Consider the following 15,310-nt stretch of genomic DNA (forward strand, 5'->3'; position numbering starts at 1 on the left):
TGATTGTGTTTGCAAAGAAGGAATTGGAAGGCAGGATAAAGAGCAGGTAAATATGAATGAAGACTTAAAGTGTTTAAGAAAGTAGAGGTTGCCATGAAGAAACTTTTTTCTTACAAACTTAGCTTTTTTGTGCTGGCTGTTATACTGTTTTGGGCAAAAACGTATTTATCCTACAAGACTGAGTTCAATCTTGGGGTAAAAGGCACAACCCAGGAGATCCTCCTGGTATTTAACCCGTTCTCAAGCGCCGTCTTCTTTTTAGGACTGGCTTTGCTTGCGAAAGGGCGTAAATCAGCCATTATCATGCTGATTATCGATTTCGTAATGACATTTGTGTTATACGCAAATATTTTATTCTATCGTTTCTTTGACGATTTCTTGACGTTCCCGAACATTAAACAGTCCGGCAACGTCGGAAACATGGGAGACGGGATTTTCAGTATCATGGCCGCTCATGATATTTTCTATTTCTTAGATATCATGATTTTGATTGCGGTACTGATCTGGAGACCTGAATTAAAAGAATACAAAATGAAAAAACGCTTTGCATCTTTAGTGATTCTTTCCGGGGTCGCACTGTTTTTCATTAACCTGCACTATGCGGAAAAAGACCGTCCGCAGCTGTTGACAAGAACGTTTGACCGCAATTATATCGTGAAATATTTAGGTCTTTACAATTACACCATTTATGACGGTGTTCAGACGGCTCAAACAGAAACGCAAAGAGCCTACGCGAGCAGCGACGATTTAACAAGCGTTGAGAATTATACGACGTCTCATTATGCGAAACCGAATGCTGAATACTTCGGCTCTGCCAAAGGCAAAAACATTATTAAGATTCATCTGGAAAGCTTCCAGTCATTCCTGATTGACTACAAGCTGAACGGTGAAGAGGTGACGCCGTTCTTGAATAAACTTGCACACGGTGGGGAAGATGTGACGTATTTTGATAACTTTTTCCATCAGACAGGCCAGGGAAAAACATCTGATGCCGAGCTGACAATGGATAACTCCATCTTCGGCCTTCCTGAAGGCTCCGCGTTTGTGACGAAAGGCGAAAACACATACCAGTCGCTTCCGGCGATTTTGGATCAGAAGGAAGGCTACACAAGCGCCGTCCTGCATGGTGACTACAAATCGTTCTGGAACCGTGACCAGATTTACAAACATATCGGATATGACAAGTTCTTCGACGCAAGCAGTTATGATATGTCAGATGAAAACATCGTGAATATGGGACTCAAGGATAAGCCGTTCTTTACTGAATCGATTCCAAAACTTGAATCTCTTAAACAGCCGTTTTACGCTCATTTGATTACTTTGACAAACCATTATCCATTTAACCTGGATGAAGAAGATGCGTCCATTAAAAAAGCGACAACCGGTGACAAAACAGTTGACAATTACTTCCAGACAGCCCGTTACCTTGACGAGGCGCTTGAGCAATTCTTCAAGGAGCTGAAGGAAGCCGGTCTGTATGACGACTCAGTCATCGTCATTTACGGTGACCATAACGGTATTTCTGAAAATCATAACCGTGCGATGAAAGAAATTCTTGGAAAAGAGATCACAGATTATCAAAACGCGCAAAACCAGCGTGTGCCGCTGATGATCCGCGTTCCTGGCATTAAAGGCGGAGTGAACCATACGTATGGCGGCGAAATTGACGTCATGCCGACACTTCTGCACTTACAAGGAATTGATTCTCAGAAATATATCAACTTTGGTACTGATTTATTCTCTAAAGACCACGACGATACAGTGGCGTTCAGAAACGGAGACTTCGTGACGCCGAAGTACACATCTGTCGACAATGTCATTTACGATACGAAGACTGGTGAAAAACTGAAAGCGAATGAAGAAACGAAGAATCTGAAAACAAGAGTGAACCAGCAGCTGAGTCTGTCAGACAGTGTCCTGTACAAAGACTTGCTGAGATTCCACAAACTCAGCGATTTCACAGCCGTTGATCCGTCTGACTATCATTACGGCAAGGAAAAAGAAATCAAATAAGACGAGAAAGAGCCTTGAGCGGGCGCATTGCCTTCGCTCAAGGCTCTTTTTTTTTGGTTACATAACCAACTTGAAAAAATAGATTCCATTTGGTCACCAAGGCCGGCTTTCTCTCATATCATTACAGTAGATTTTGAAACCGGTATTGAAGTGGACAAATTATCGGGGAAACGCCTTGATAGATTGTAAAGATGTACCAGGTTTCGAACTCAATATTCATAGAGATGAGGGGTAGAGATGAAAGCGGTCATTCTCTGCGGCGGAAAAGGAACGAGAATGAGTGAAGTCACGAATGACATTCCTAAACCGCTCGCCACGATAGGCGGCAAACCGATTCTATGGCATATTATGAAAATCTATCAGTACTACGGAGTAAACGAGTTTATTCTGCTTTTGGGCTATAAAGGAGAAAAAATCAAAGAATACTTTCTCGACTATGAATGGAAGCACAACAGCCTGACACTCGACTGCTCTACGGGAGAGGTGCAGATGCTGGGGCAGCCTGAAACGTGGAAAATTACGTTTTTGGAGACAGGGGAAGACACACTGACAGCCGGAAGAATCATGCAGGCAAAAGACTATATCGGCGATGAAACGTTTCTGCTCACCTATGGAGACGGGCTGGCCAATATCAATCTTTTCCATCTCATCAGCTATCATCAGACAAAAGGGACTGCCGCGACTGTCACCGGCATTGACAAAGTCTCGCAGTTCGGCACCTTGACGGTTGAGGACGGCATGGCGAAAACATTTTCTGAGAAGACATCGAGTGACGGAATTATCAACGGCGGATTCTTTGTTCTCAGTCCCAAGATTTTCGAATATTTGCCGAAGGACGGGAACATGATGTTCGAAGATGAACCGCTGAAGAACCTTGCCAAAGACGGGGAGCTTGCCGTGTACCGCCATTATGGATTTTGGACGGCCATCGATACGTATAAAAATCTCTTAGAAGTCAACAAAATGTGGGATCAAGGACAACAAGTATGGAAGGTATGGTGAACTGATTTGAGTTTCTGGAAAAACAAAAACGTATTTGTCACGGGGTGTACAGGTCTTTTAGGAAGCTATTTGGTGAAAGAGCTGATCGAACAGGGTGCAAACGTTACGGGGCTTGTCAGGGATCATGTGCCTCAATCTAACCTTTATCAAGGAGAACATATAAAGAAAATGAACATCGTGCGGGGCTCTCTTGAAGACTTGCCTGTGATTGAACGCGCGCTTGGCGAGTATGAAATTGACACAGTCTTTCACCTCGCCGCTCAAGCGATTGTCGGCGTGGCGAACCGCAATCCGATTTCTACCTTTGAAGCGAATATCCTCGGCACATGGAATATTCTCGAAGCCTGCCGAAAGCATCCGTTAATAAAGCGGGTGATTGTCGCTTCTAGTGATAAAGCATACGGCGATCAAGAAAACCTTCCGTACGATGAAAATATGCCGCTGCAAGGCAAGCATCCGTACGACGTCTCGAAAAGCTGTGCAGATCTGATCAGCCACACGTATTTTCACACGTACGGGCTCCCGGTCTGCATCACGCGCTGCGGGAACCTTTACGGCGGCGGGGATTTGAACTTCAACCGCATCATTCCGCAGACGATTCAGCTTGTGCTGAACGGGAAAGCGCCTGAAATCCGCAGCGACGGGACCTTTGTCCGCGACTACTTCTATATTGAAGATGCCGTTCAGGCTTATTTGCTTCTGGCAGAAAAAATGGAGGAAAACAATCTTGCCGGAGAGGCCTTTAACTTCAGCAATGAGATCCAACTGACTGTACTTGAACTGGTAGAAAAAATCTTGAAGAAAATGAACAGTGCTCTGAAGCCGAAAGTGCTGAACCAGGGAAGCAATGAAATCAAACATCAATATTTATCCGCGGAAAAAGCAAGGAAGCTGCTGAATTGGACACCAGCCTACACCATTGATGAAGGACTTGAAAAAACGATTGAGTGGTATACGGAATTCTTCAAAAAGTAATGTGAAACGAGGTGAACATGACTGTGACCAGCGCGTATTGCACCGTTTTATCAAAAGGGAGATTATATCAGGCAGTCGCCTTATTTAAGTCTTTAGAGCAAGTTGACCAAGACAGTCCCATTTTTACGCTATGCATGGATGAAGATACGCACCGCGTCTTACAGAAACTGAAGATGAAGCAGCTGAATCTTGTGCCGGTGGCCGCGCTCGAAAATGAAATGCTTTTGAAGCTGAAAGAAACGAGAGATCAAAGCGAGTACTGCTGGACGATGAAGCCGATCTTTCTGCAAGCTGTGCTGAACAGCAATCCCGAGCTGGAGCGTGTGACGTATATTGACGGGGATCTCTTTTTCTACACTGATCCGTCGCCGATTTTTGAAAACCAGCCAGACTGCTCGGTGCTCCTTTCACGGGGTGATATCGTAATCCCATCTTTTGAGAAAGAGCAGATTGACATGCTGCAGCGTCTTTTAGGCAGATATAACTCAGGCTTTATCAGTTTCAAGCATGATGATGCCGGCACTGACTGCTTGGAGTGGTGGAAGGAACGTTGTCTTGAGGAATGCAAAAATGCCCCGGGTGAAGGGAAATTCGGTGATCAGGGCTATTTGGATTATATGTCTCAGCTGTTTCCGAATGTGTGTGACATTACGACACCCGGTGTAAACATCGGCCACTGGAACTACGGACAGCATACGTTTTCCTGGGAGGATGGCCGGATTGTGCTAGAGGATGGCAGCCCGCTGATTTTTTACCATTTCAGCGGATACCGGATCGTCAGCATCAATCAAATCAAACAGATTCATGAAACAACCCGCACAGACCTGCCGTTTATGCATGAACTGTACCAAGAGACGCTGCCGCATATCATTCAGCACATCAAAACGTTGGACCCTGAATTTAACGGTTTTGCTTCAAAAGATGACAACAAATAAATGATTAAATACAGGAAGTGAAAATGAAGTGAAAGCAAGCGTTATTATTCCTGCATATAATTCAAAGGAGCGCCTGTATAACAGCCTTCTGTCATTAAATCAGCAGGAGTGCGATGAAGAATTTGAAGTCATTGTAGCGGACAATGGCTCTGAGGACGGGACGCTCTCGATGCTTGAGTCGTTTCAAGCGGATTTTCCGCTGATCTTTACACGGATTAAAGAAAACAGGGGCATTGCGTACGGACGAAATCAGGCGCTTCGCAATGCCAGAGGAGATATCCTAATATTTCACGACAGCGATATGCTTGCGGCAAAGGACCTTGTGGCAAAGCATATTAAAGCCCATGAGAACGAAGAGAATCTCGTCGTATGCGGGTTGTTTTGGAAACGGATCTACAGTTTTTATTATGAACGCTTTGAAGAGGAACATAAGGAACAGCTCGCAAAGCGCGTAGACGAAATGCCGAAAAAAGACAAACAAAAGCTGCTGAAGGAAGCGGACATCAAAAACGGAAGCTTTCTGGATAAAAGCTTTGACCTCGATACCGATTTTATTGACGTGCTCAAGCAGATTTTAGATGAGTACGGCGATGACCTGAAAGGCTATCATATGCCGTGGCGCTTTTTTATCACGAATAATTCCTCTGTTAAACGCAAGCATGTGGTTGACCTCGGCTTATTTGATGAAGGCATTGTTCGGTACGGGTTCGAGGATTATGACCTTGGGATCAGGCTTCATCAGGCCGGACTGACGTTCAGGCTGCATCGCGACATTGTCAGTGTTCATCAGGAGCACCCGAGCAATTGTAAGTCTGTAGACGATATTCGAGCAAACATTGCTTATATGTGCGATAAATACAACAACATCCGCTCCTTAGACGTTCATCTCGCTTTTAACGGGCCGTTCCCTCCTGACATGACGAACGGCATCATGGCTGATATTCATAAGCTTTTGGAATCTCAGAAATATGACATGCTGTTGAATCTGTTTCTTGAGCTGCTCCATGTTGTTAAAGAGCGCAACATTGACCCGGATTGGCAAAAGAAAGCCCCAAGGGTGACGGCGAAAAACTTTGATTTACAAACTGTCCGCAAGCTTCTGCCAAAAGCGAAGAAAAAGCTTGGCGTGAACGATTTTGCCAATGCACTGTATGCGCTTGTCAACGATTTGCTGCAAGTGGATCTTAGATAATTGGATGTGGTATGGTGAGAACATTTCATTTTTCAACGATAGTGTCAAGAACGCATATCTTTAAGCTGATGCCCATGATTCATTCTCTGCATGAGCATTGCGATGATTTTCATTTGTATGTGTTGTGTGTCGATCAGAAAGCGTATGAATTGCTTCAACACGTGCCATGGAAGCATGTGACCTTTGTGCAGCTGCATGAAATGGAAGACCCGGAGCTGCTGCAAGCGAAAAGCAATCGAACGTTTCATGAATATTGTTGGACATTGAAGCCGGCCTTTTTGTTTCATGTCATGAGCAAGTGGAATGATGCAGAATACTTTGCTCATCTGGATACAGACCTGTTTTTCTTTTCTGATCCGGCACGAATTTTTGCGGAAAACCCAACGGCTTCCCTGTATTTGACCGATCACCGCAACTCGCCGCGGTTCATGCCCTACTATGAACGGACCGGCCGCTTTAACACAGGTTTTGTCGGTGCCGGAAATACGAAGGAAGCATATGAAGCGGTGTGGCAGTGGAGACAGGACTGCATTGCACTTTGTACGGTAGAAATGGATACGGAACGAAAGACGTACGGCGATCAACGTTATGTGGAGAAATGGCCGGCGCAGTATAAAGGTGTGCATGTAGTCAAATCAATCGGAGCCAATACAGCGCTTTGGAATATCGAAAACTATAAGGTCGGGCACAAGGATGGCCGTGTGTATGTAGATGAAACGCCGCTGATTTTCTATCATTTCTCCGGGTTTACACTGGTGACGGAAAAAGAGTTTAATCTTTGCTGGTATTACCGCATTGAAGACGAAGCGACAGTTGAAATGATTTATATGCCGTATGTGCTAAACCTGAAAAGATGGATTGACGAAATTCAGTCAGCGTTCCCAGACTTTGCTGACGGCTTTATCCCGAAGCACGCAGTGCCTGACACTCATTTTATACAGCTGGATTAAAAAACCCCTGCCGATGGCAGGGGTTTTTCAGCTATGCCATTCTCTCAGCTTCTGATCGCTCGGCAATAGGTAGGCCAGAATACCGAGGATAGGGAGAAAGGCAATGGCAATCATTGTCGGGGTCAGCCCCGCGGCGTCAATGAGAGCGCCCAGCGCGACAGCGCCGATCGCGCCCATCCCGAAGGCGAGCCCGACGGTCAAACCGGACATTGTGCCGATTTTTCCAGGAACAAGCTCCTGGGCATAGACAACCGTTACGGAAAAGCTCGACATCAGAACCAAACCGATCAACGCAAGCACGCCATAGGCGAGCACCGGGCCGGCAAATGGAAGCAAAATCGCCAGCGGCGCCGAGCAGAGCAGCGAACCGAGGATTACGAAGCGTTTTCCGATACGGTCTGCCAGCGGGCCGCCGAGAAACGTGCCGACAGCACCAAACAGCAAAAAGACAAAGATATAGCTTTGTGCCTGCTGAATGCTAACGTGATATGTATCCATCGCGTAAAACGTGTAAAAATTGCCGATCGCACTCGTATACCAAGAACGTGCAAAAATGAGAAAAATAATAATAATAAGAGCAGATACAACAGACTTGGTAATGGCCGTGTTTTCAGCCGTTTTCTTTTGTTTGCCTGACTTCTGGGCAAGGCTTCCGAGACGTGCGGCGTACCATTTCGCAATATACAGCAGAAACATAACAGCGAGCGCGGCGACAAGCGTGAACCAAACGGCGCCGAATTGTCCGAGCGGCACAAGGATCAGCGCGGTGATCAGCGGCGCCATCGCCTGGCCTGAGTTTCCGCCCACCTGATAGATCGACTGGGCGAGCCCGCGTTTTGTGCCGGCGGCCATATACGCCACACGAGAGCCTTCTGGATGGAAAATGGCCGAGCCTAATCCGATGAAAAACACACAGCATAAGATCGTTATGAATGAAGGGGCAAATGCAAGGCCCAAAATGCCGAGCATGCTGGCGGTCAGACCGATTGGCAGGGCGTACGGCCGCGGCCGTTTATCGGTATACCAGCCGACGACAGGCTGCATCACAGATGACACCATGTTTAATGTGAAAGCGATGATGCCGAGCTGTGTAAACGTCAGGCTCATGGAGCGTTCCAAAATAGGGAACATGGCCGGAATCACGGCTTGCAGCGAATCGTTGAGCATGTGGCAGATTCCGATGATAATCAAAATCGGATACACCGTGGTGCCGGGTTTTTGAACTGTTTTTTCTTTTAGCGGGGCGGCGATAGCCAATTGAGTCTCCTCCTTACATATATAACCAAAGCATACCACCATATTATTCATAAGGTGAAGAATTTATCAAGAGGAAAAAAGGCTCTTCTAAAAGAAAAGCCGCCAGCATGATTAGCAGCTGACGGTATGTTCGATATTCAAAATGTGATACAGCTCTTCAAGCTTGCGAATCTCATAAGTTGGCATAATCTCGGACTCATTCGGCTTCGTGTCAGGGTTAACCCAGCAAGTATCAAGTCCGGCGAGCTGTCCGCCCTTGATATCGGCAGTGAGTGAATCGCCGATGAGTAATGTGTGCTCCGCTGAAAACTGGGGAATCCGTTCAAACACGTAATCGTAGTATTCCTTCATCGGTTTTTGAAAGCCTGTATCTTCAGAAACGAAAATATCCTTGAAGAACGGAAATAATCCTGAATCACGGAGGCGCTTGTACTGTGTCCTAGACACGCCGTTTGTCACGATATACAAATCAAACTGATGCTGCAGACTTGAGATGAGATCGAAGGCGCCATCAATAAGCTGATGCCCTTCTTCAAGAAAGCTGCGGTATTTTTGTTCAAGCAAGGCACCATCTGCCTCATAATCAAATTCCTTGAACAAAGCGGAAAAACGGGTGTTCACGACTTCATCCCGTGTGATGTTTCCTTCTTCAAAGGCTCTCCACAAACCTTGATTGATTGTTTGATACTGCGTCTTCATTTCATCTGTTAAAGGAATGTTCTGATCTTCAAACAGCAAACGCAGTGCTAATGCTTCTGCCGCTTTAAAATCAAGGATGGTGTCATCTACATCAAATAATAACGTGCGGTATTGTTTCATCAGTTTGTCTCCCTTTCTCATATGTTCTTCAAAGTATAGCACATAAAAAAAGGGAAAAAGCCGGCGATGAGAGGTTGGAACGTCTGTACCGCCGGCTGAAAAGAGATTATTTGTTTAATAAGCTGTGTTTTCTAGAATACAGGAAATAAACCAGCGTTCCGACAGCGATCCAGATCACAAATGAAAGCCATGTGACGCCGGGAAGACTGTACATGAACCATAGGCAGATGCCTGCACTGATAATCGGCACAACCGGAACGAACGGCACTCTGAAGGACGCTTTGATTTCCGGGTATTTCTTTCTTAACACGATAATAGCAATTGAAATAACCGTAAACGCCGCCAGCGTTCCCATGTTCACCAGATGGGCCAGCGTTCCGAGGTTAATCAACCCGGCGATTCCCGCCGCAACGATACCAGTCAGCCATGTATTGCGGAACGGGGTTTTAAATGACGGATGAACCTTTGCGAACAATCCAGGCAGAAGGCCGTCCCTGCTCATGGCAAATGTCAAACGGACCTGAGCGTACAGCAAAGCGAGCATAACCGTCGTAATCCCGATAATCGCACCGACAGAAATAATTCCGGCAACAGCGTCCTGGCCGACGAATTTAAGCGCAAAGGACACCGGATCTCCGACATTCAATTTCGTATAAGGCATCATGCCTGTCAAAACAAGCGATACCGTGATGTACAAAACAGTACAGACGGCAAGGGCTGAAATAATGCCGACGGGCATGTTTTTTTGCGGATTTTTCACTTCTTCTGAAGCGTTAGAAACCGCGTCAAACCCTAGATACGCGAAGAACACAGTTGCCGCGCTGACAATGATGCCTTTCATGCCGAACGGCATAAAAGGAGACCAGTTATCCGGTTTGACATAGCCGATGCCGACAATAATGAACAATAAAATGATGCCGATTTTCATCAATACGATGACGTTGTTAAAACGTGTGCTTTCCTTAACGCCTCTGCTGACAATCGCAGTGATGATGAGAATGATCACTGCAGCCGGAAGATTAAATATGGCGCCCGGCGTGCTTCCCGGCGCTCCTGTCAATGCGGCTGGAATATGAAGATTGAAGCCGGCAAGCAGTGATTGAAAGTATGAAGACCAGCCGGTGGCAACCGCCGACAGTGCAATGACATATTCAAGCATGAGATCCCACCCGATCAAAAAGGCGAGCAGCTCTCCGAGTGTCACATAGGAGTATGAGTACACGCTTCCCGAAATCGGAATCGAAGACGAAAACTCAGCATAGCAGAAGGCAGCGAGCGCACAGGCGAGGCCTGCTAAAATAAACGAGATGATGAGGGCGGGACCTGCACCGGTCGCTGCCACTGTTCCTGTAATGACAAAAATCCCTGTACCGATCACACAACCGATACCAAGCAAGGTTAAATCAAATGCGCTTAATGTACGGGCAAGGCTTTTTGACTTGCTCTGCGCACTCAATGTTTCAAGCGGTTTTTTTCTGAATAATGAACTCATCAAAGTTCCTCCCGGAAAATTCAAAATATTCTAATCATTATATACAGTTCTTGTTGTATTATATTGTCGAAATTTGGCGCAGTCAATCATATATTTTTCTGCTTTAAATGATAGAAGCGAAACAGCGTTGGCGTAAGATAGGATAGTAATTTTTACTAATAACATATTCAATTTTATGCAGTGTGAACCGATAGAAAAAATAGATTCGCCCAATTTTGATTTGCGGTTAAAAAGGAGATGCTGACCATGTTTCAATATGAAGAATTGAATAAACAGTTTATCGGCGGGAAATGGCAGGAGGGCAGCAGCCCAAATGTATTGGAAAACAAAAATCCTTATACTCAAAAAACATTCACAACCTTCCAAAAAGCGACTGCTGACGATGTAGATGAAGCGTACCGGGCAGCAGCGCTGGCGAAGAAAAAATGGGATGCGGTCAATCCGTTTGAGAAAAGAACCATTTTAGAAAAAGCCGTCACGTATATCGAAGAGAACGAAGAAGCCATCATTTATTTGATTATGGAAGAGCTTGGCGGAACAAGGCTCAAAGCAGCTTTTGAAATCGGGCTTGTCAAAAACATCATGAAAGAAGCGGCAACGTTCCCTGTCCGCATGGAAGGAAAAATTCTTCCGTCAACAATAGACGGCAAGGAAAATAGATTATATCGTGTGCCGGCAGGCGTTGTCGGTGTTATCAGTCCATTTAACTTTCCATTCTTTTTATCTATGAAATCAGTGGCGCCCGCGCTCGGAGCAGGCAATGGCGTCGTGTTAAAGCCGCATGAAGAAACGCCGATTTGCGGCGGCACGCTGATTGCCAAAATTTTTGAGAACGCGGGAATTCCAGAGGGGCTGCTGAACGTGGTTGTCACAGACATTGCAGAAATCGGAGACAGCTTTGTCGAACACCCGGTACCGCGGATCATCTCATTTACAGGCTCGACAAAAGTCGGCAGCTACATCGGCCAGCTTGCGATGAAGCATTTTAAAAAGCCGCTTCTTGAACTCGGCGGCAACAGCGCCTTCATCGTGCTTGAGGATGCAGATATAGAATATGCGGTTAATGCGGCGGTGTTCAGCCGATTTACACACCAAGGACAGATTTGCATGTCAGCCAACCGCGTACTTGTTCACTCATCAATTTATGATAAGTTCCTTGAAATGTATCAGGCAAAAGTGGAATCGCTGAAGGTCGGCGACCCGATGGACCCTGATACAATTATCGGGCCTTTAATCAACAGCAGACAGACGGACGGGCTGATGAAGTCTGTTGAGAAAGCGATTGAAGAAGGCGCTGTTCCAGTGAAGCTTGGCGGGTTTAACGGGACGATCGTGGAACCGACGATCTTAAAAGACGTGAAACCGTTCATGAGCATTGCCAAGGAAGAGTTGTTCGGACCTGTCGTCTCCTTTATGAAGTTTGATTCAGAAGACGAAGCGGTGGATATCGCAAACGAAACGCCGTTTGGCTTGAGCGGAGCCGTACATACCTCAAATCTTGAGCGCGGCGTGGCTTTTGCGAAGCGCATTGAAACAGGCATGATACATGTCAATGACACGACAATCAATGATGAACCAAATGTGGCCTTCGGCGGTGAAAAGCAATCAGGTCTCGGCCGTTTGAACGGTGAGTGGAGCCTTGAAGAATTTACGACGCTGAAATGGATCTCGGTCCAGCACGAAAAACGCAGCTTCCCTTATTAATAAAAAAGGAGTGAATGGAATTGAGCATAAAAACGGAAAAAGAAACGGCAGACCTTCTGGACGCGTTTGTCAAAGTAGCCCCTTATTTAAACAGCCTGGTCCAAGATGATATTACAATCGGCATTTACGATACGGAAAAATTACTTGTGAATATACCAGCCAAAACCTTTTCTCTAAACGTAAAAGCCGGCGATCCGCTGCAGGAAGGGGATATTATCACAGATGCCATCCGCACCAATCAGAAGAAGACGAGCATGGTTCCGAAAGAGTTGTTCGGCTTCCCATTGATTGCACGTGCCATCCCGCTCCACGACGAGAATGGAAGAGTGATAGGGGGCGTCGGCCTCGGAACGAGCCTTGAGGAGTCCTCAAAGCTGCATGATGTAGCAGAAAGCTTATCAGCTGTCGTTGAACAAACGGCTGCAGCCATTTCCGATATTTCGGATTCAATCAATGGGTTTTCAACTCAAATGTCAGGCATTTCCTCTCAGGCGAAAAAGGTAAGCGAAAGCGCCGGTGAAATCGCCGATATTTCAGTAACCGTGAAAGGCATCTCTGACCAAAGCAACCTGCTCGGCTTAAACGCCGCAATCGAAGCGGCCAGAGCAGGGGAGTCAGGAAAAGGCTTCTCTGTCGTCGCAGATGAGATCAGAAAGCTAGCGACGCATTCGAAAGAAAATGTCGGCCAGATTGACCAGATCACGAAAAAAATTCACAGCCTGCTGAAAGGGCTGGAGGAATCAATTGAGTCGATTAATCAGCATACAGACGGACAAGCCGCTGCCGTTGAGCAAATTTCCGCCACGATGCAGGAGATTTCAGGAAGTGCGCAGCATCTCGCAAAAATGGCAGAAAAAGCGCTTGAGGAAGAATAAGAGACCGGGACAGATGTCCCCGGTCTTTTTTCTATCCTGCATTTCCATGAAATTTGTCTGACGTTTTACTAGTTTTATTCCAGCGGCTGATTTAAAATGTACACATGAACTTACGTGAGGATTGATAGGAATCATGAGTATATTAAAAGCGGAAAATCTGTATAAAACATACGGAGATAAAACATTATTTGACCATATCTCCTTTCATATTGAAGAGAATGAGAGAATCGGATTAATCGGGCCGAACGGAACAGGAAAATCCACGCTGCTGAAAGTGATCGCCGGCTTGGAATCTATCGAAGAGGGAGACATCACGAAATCAGGCAGCGTGCACGTTGAATTTCTTCATCAAGACCCAGAGCTGCCTGCGGGGCAAACTGTGCTGGAGCATATCTATTCCGGTGAATCTGCTGTGATGAAAACCTTGCGTGAATATGAAAAAGCGCTGTATGAACTGGGGGAAGATCCTGAAAATGAACAGCGCCAAAAGCACCTGCTGGCTGCGCAGGCGAAAATGGATGCGAACAACGCATGGGATGCAAACACCTTGGCGAAAACCGTATTGTCTAAGCTGGGCGTTAACGACGTCACAAAGCCAGTCAACGAGCTCTCAGGCGGTCAGAAAAAACGGGTGGCGATTGCCAAAAACTTAATTCAGCCCGCTGATCTGCTCATTTTAGACGAGCCGACGAACCATTTGGATAATGAAACGATTGAGTGGCTTGAAGGATATTTAAGTCAATATCCCGGCTCCGTCATGCTGGTGACACACGACAGGTATTTCTTAAACCGTGTCACCAACCGCATTTATGAGCTCGAACGAGGCAGTCTCTACACGTACAAAGGCAACTATGAAGTGTTTTTAGAAAAACGCGCGGAACGGGAAGCGCAGGCTGAGCAAAAGGAAACGAAGCGGCAAAACCTGCTGCGCCGCGAACTGGCTTGGCTGAGACGGGGAGCGAAAGCGCGCTCCACAAAACAAAAGGCGAGAATTGACCGAGTGGAGGCGCTTAAGGAGCAGAAAGGCCCTCAGTCATCTGGCTCACTCGACTTTGCGATTGGCTCCCACCGTCTTGGTAAACAGGTCATTGAAGCGGAAAATGTGATGATCGCTTATGACGGCCGCATGCTCGTCGATCGCTTTAATGAGCTGGTCATACCGGGTGAACGGATTGGGATCATCGGGCCAAACGGCATCGGAAAAACAACGCTGTTAAACGCCCTTGCCGGCCGTCATACTCCAGACGGCGGCCATATTGCGATCGGCCAGACCGTCAGAATCGGCTACTATACCCAGGATCATAGTGAAATGAATGGCGAGTTAAAGGTCATTGACTATATAAAAGAAACGGCGGAGGTCGTAAAAACAGCGGATGGCGATATCATTACAGCTGAACAAATGCTGGAGCGTTTCCTCTTCCCGCGTTCGATGCAGCAGACGTATATCCGCAAGCTGTCCGGAGGAGAAAAACGCCGTTTATACTTGCTTCAGGTTCTCATGCAGGAGCCGAATGTCCTGTTTCTCGATGAGCCGACGAACGATTTGGATACTGAAACATTAAGCGTACTGGAGGATTATATCGACCAGTTCCCTGGCGTCGTCATCACCGTATCCCATGACCGCTACTTCCTTGACCGTGTCGTCGACCGTTTGATTGTGTTTGAAGGAAATGGCGTCATTTCCCGCTTCCAAGGCTCCTACAGCGACTATATGGAGGAGACAAAAGCGAAGAAAATAGCTGAAAAGCCGGCTGCTGAAGCAAAACCGGCCGAAGCGGAGCTGAAGAAAAAACGGAAAAAGCTTTCCTACAAGGACCAGATTGAATGGGATGGGATTGAAGACAAAATTGCCCAGTTGGAAGAACAGCATGAACAGCTTGAAGCTGACATCGCCGCAGCAGGCAGCGATTTCGGAAAAATCCAAGAGCTGATGGCCAAGCAGGCGAAAACAGCGGAAGAGCTTGAGGCTGCTATGGACCGTTGGACAGAATTGTCTCTCATGATAGAAGAGCTGGAAAGCTAAAAAAGCGCGGCCCGCAGCAGGCCGTGCTTTTTTCACATAATGTACAAAAACGAACCGGCCAGCTTATGATAGG

At 46.5% G+C, this 15,310-nt stretch carries 11 protein-coding genes and 1 pseudogene; 9 read left to right on the forward strand and 3 right to left on the reverse strand.

Going from position 1 to position 15,310, the window contains the following annotated elements; all coding sequences use genetic code 11:
* The first annotated feature begins 93 nt into the window (after positions 1–93).
* The 6 genes from ltaS1 (at position 94) to M0696_RS04195 (ending at position 7,067) form a co-directional block, all read left to right on the forward strand.
* Positions 94–2,013 carry a lipoteichoic acid synthase LtaS1 gene (gene ltaS1, locus M0696_RS04170; protein WP_166853952.1) on the forward strand — a complete coding sequence of 640 codons (1,920 nt, stop codon included), beginning with the start codon at positions 94–96 and terminating at the stop codon, positions 2,011–2,013.
* Positions 2,014–2,250: 237 nt separating this feature from the next.
* A complete protein-coding gene (locus M0696_RS04175; RefSeq protein WP_248602537.1) occupies positions 2,251–3,015 on the forward strand; it encodes a glucose-1-phosphate cytidylyltransferase in 765 nt (254 codons plus the stop codon).
* Between the two features lie 6 nt (positions 3,016–3,021).
* Positions 3,022–3,990: a GDP-mannose 4,6-dehydratase gene (locus tag M0696_RS04180; protein ID WP_166853950.1), complete on the forward strand. Its 969-nt coding sequence runs from the start codon at positions 3,022–3,024 to the stop codon at positions 3,988–3,990.
* 23 nt (positions 3,991–4,013) lie between these two features.
* The gene (locus M0696_RS04185; RefSeq protein ID WP_166854711.1) at positions 4,014–4,925 is read left to right on the forward strand and encodes a putative nucleotide-diphospho-sugar transferase; all 912 of its coding nucleotides are present in this window, start codon (positions 4,014–4,016) and stop codon (positions 4,923–4,925) included.
* 28 nt (positions 4,926–4,953) lie between these two features.
* Positions 4,954–6,117, forward strand: coding sequence for a glycosyltransferase family 2 protein (locus tag M0696_RS04190; protein WP_166853949.1), 1,164 nt, complete (start codon positions 4,954–4,956; stop codon positions 6,115–6,117).
* Between the two features lie 14 nt (positions 6,118–6,131).
* Positions 6,132–7,067, forward strand: coding sequence for a putative nucleotide-diphospho-sugar transferase (locus tag M0696_RS04195; RefSeq protein WP_166854710.1), 936 nt, complete (start codon positions 6,132–6,134; stop codon positions 7,065–7,067).
* 27 nt (positions 7,068–7,094) lie between these two features.
* Here the strand turns inward: M0696_RS04195 and M0696_RS04200 are convergent, their stop codons facing one another.
* From M0696_RS04200 to bcaP, 3 genes are all read right to left on the reverse strand, one after another.
* Positions 7,095–8,324: an MFS transporter gene (locus M0696_RS04200; RefSeq protein WP_248602538.1), complete on the reverse strand. Its 1,230-nt coding sequence runs from the start codon at positions 8,322–8,324 to the stop codon at positions 7,095–7,097.
* 111 nt (positions 8,325–8,435) lie between these two features.
* A complete protein-coding gene (locus tag M0696_RS04205; RefSeq protein ID WP_222143774.1) occupies positions 8,436–9,143 on the reverse strand; it encodes a YjjG family noncanonical pyrimidine nucleotidase in 708 nt (235 codons plus the stop codon).
* Positions 9,144–9,249: 106 nt separating this feature from the next.
* On the reverse strand, positions 9,250–10,635 hold the full coding sequence (bcaP, locus tag M0696_RS04210; protein ID WP_166853946.1) for a branched-chain amino acid transporter BcaP: 1,386 nt from the start codon (positions 10,633–10,635) through the stop codon (positions 9,250–9,252).
* A gap of 246 nt (positions 10,636–10,881) precedes the next feature.
* Between bcaP and yfmT the strand changes: the two genes are divergently transcribed.
* The 3 genes and pseudogenes from yfmT to M0696_RS04225 all read left to right on the forward strand — a co-directional run bounded on the left by yfmT (position 10,882) and on the right by M0696_RS04225 (position 15,237).
* A complete protein-coding gene (gene yfmT, locus M0696_RS04215; protein ID WP_041906763.1) occupies positions 10,882–12,339 on the forward strand; it encodes a benzaldehyde dehydrogenase in 1,458 nt (485 codons plus the stop codon).
* Between the two features lie 509 nt (positions 12,340–12,848).
* Positions 12,849–13,214: pseudogene (locus tag M0696_RS21110) on the forward strand (methyl-accepting chemotaxis protein); the annotation flags it as partial.
* 133 nt (positions 13,215–13,347) lie between these two features.
* Entirely contained in the window at positions 13,348–15,237 is a 1,890-nt protein-coding gene (locus M0696_RS04225; protein ID WP_166853943.1) for an ABC-F family ATP-binding cassette domain-containing protein, read from the forward strand.
* The last annotated feature ends 73 nt before the right edge of the window (positions 15,238–15,310 follow it).

The sequence above is a fragment of the Bacillus rugosus genome (assembly GCF_023238245.1).
GTDB lineage: Bacteria > Bacillota > Bacilli > Bacillales > Bacillaceae > Bacillus > Bacillus rugosus.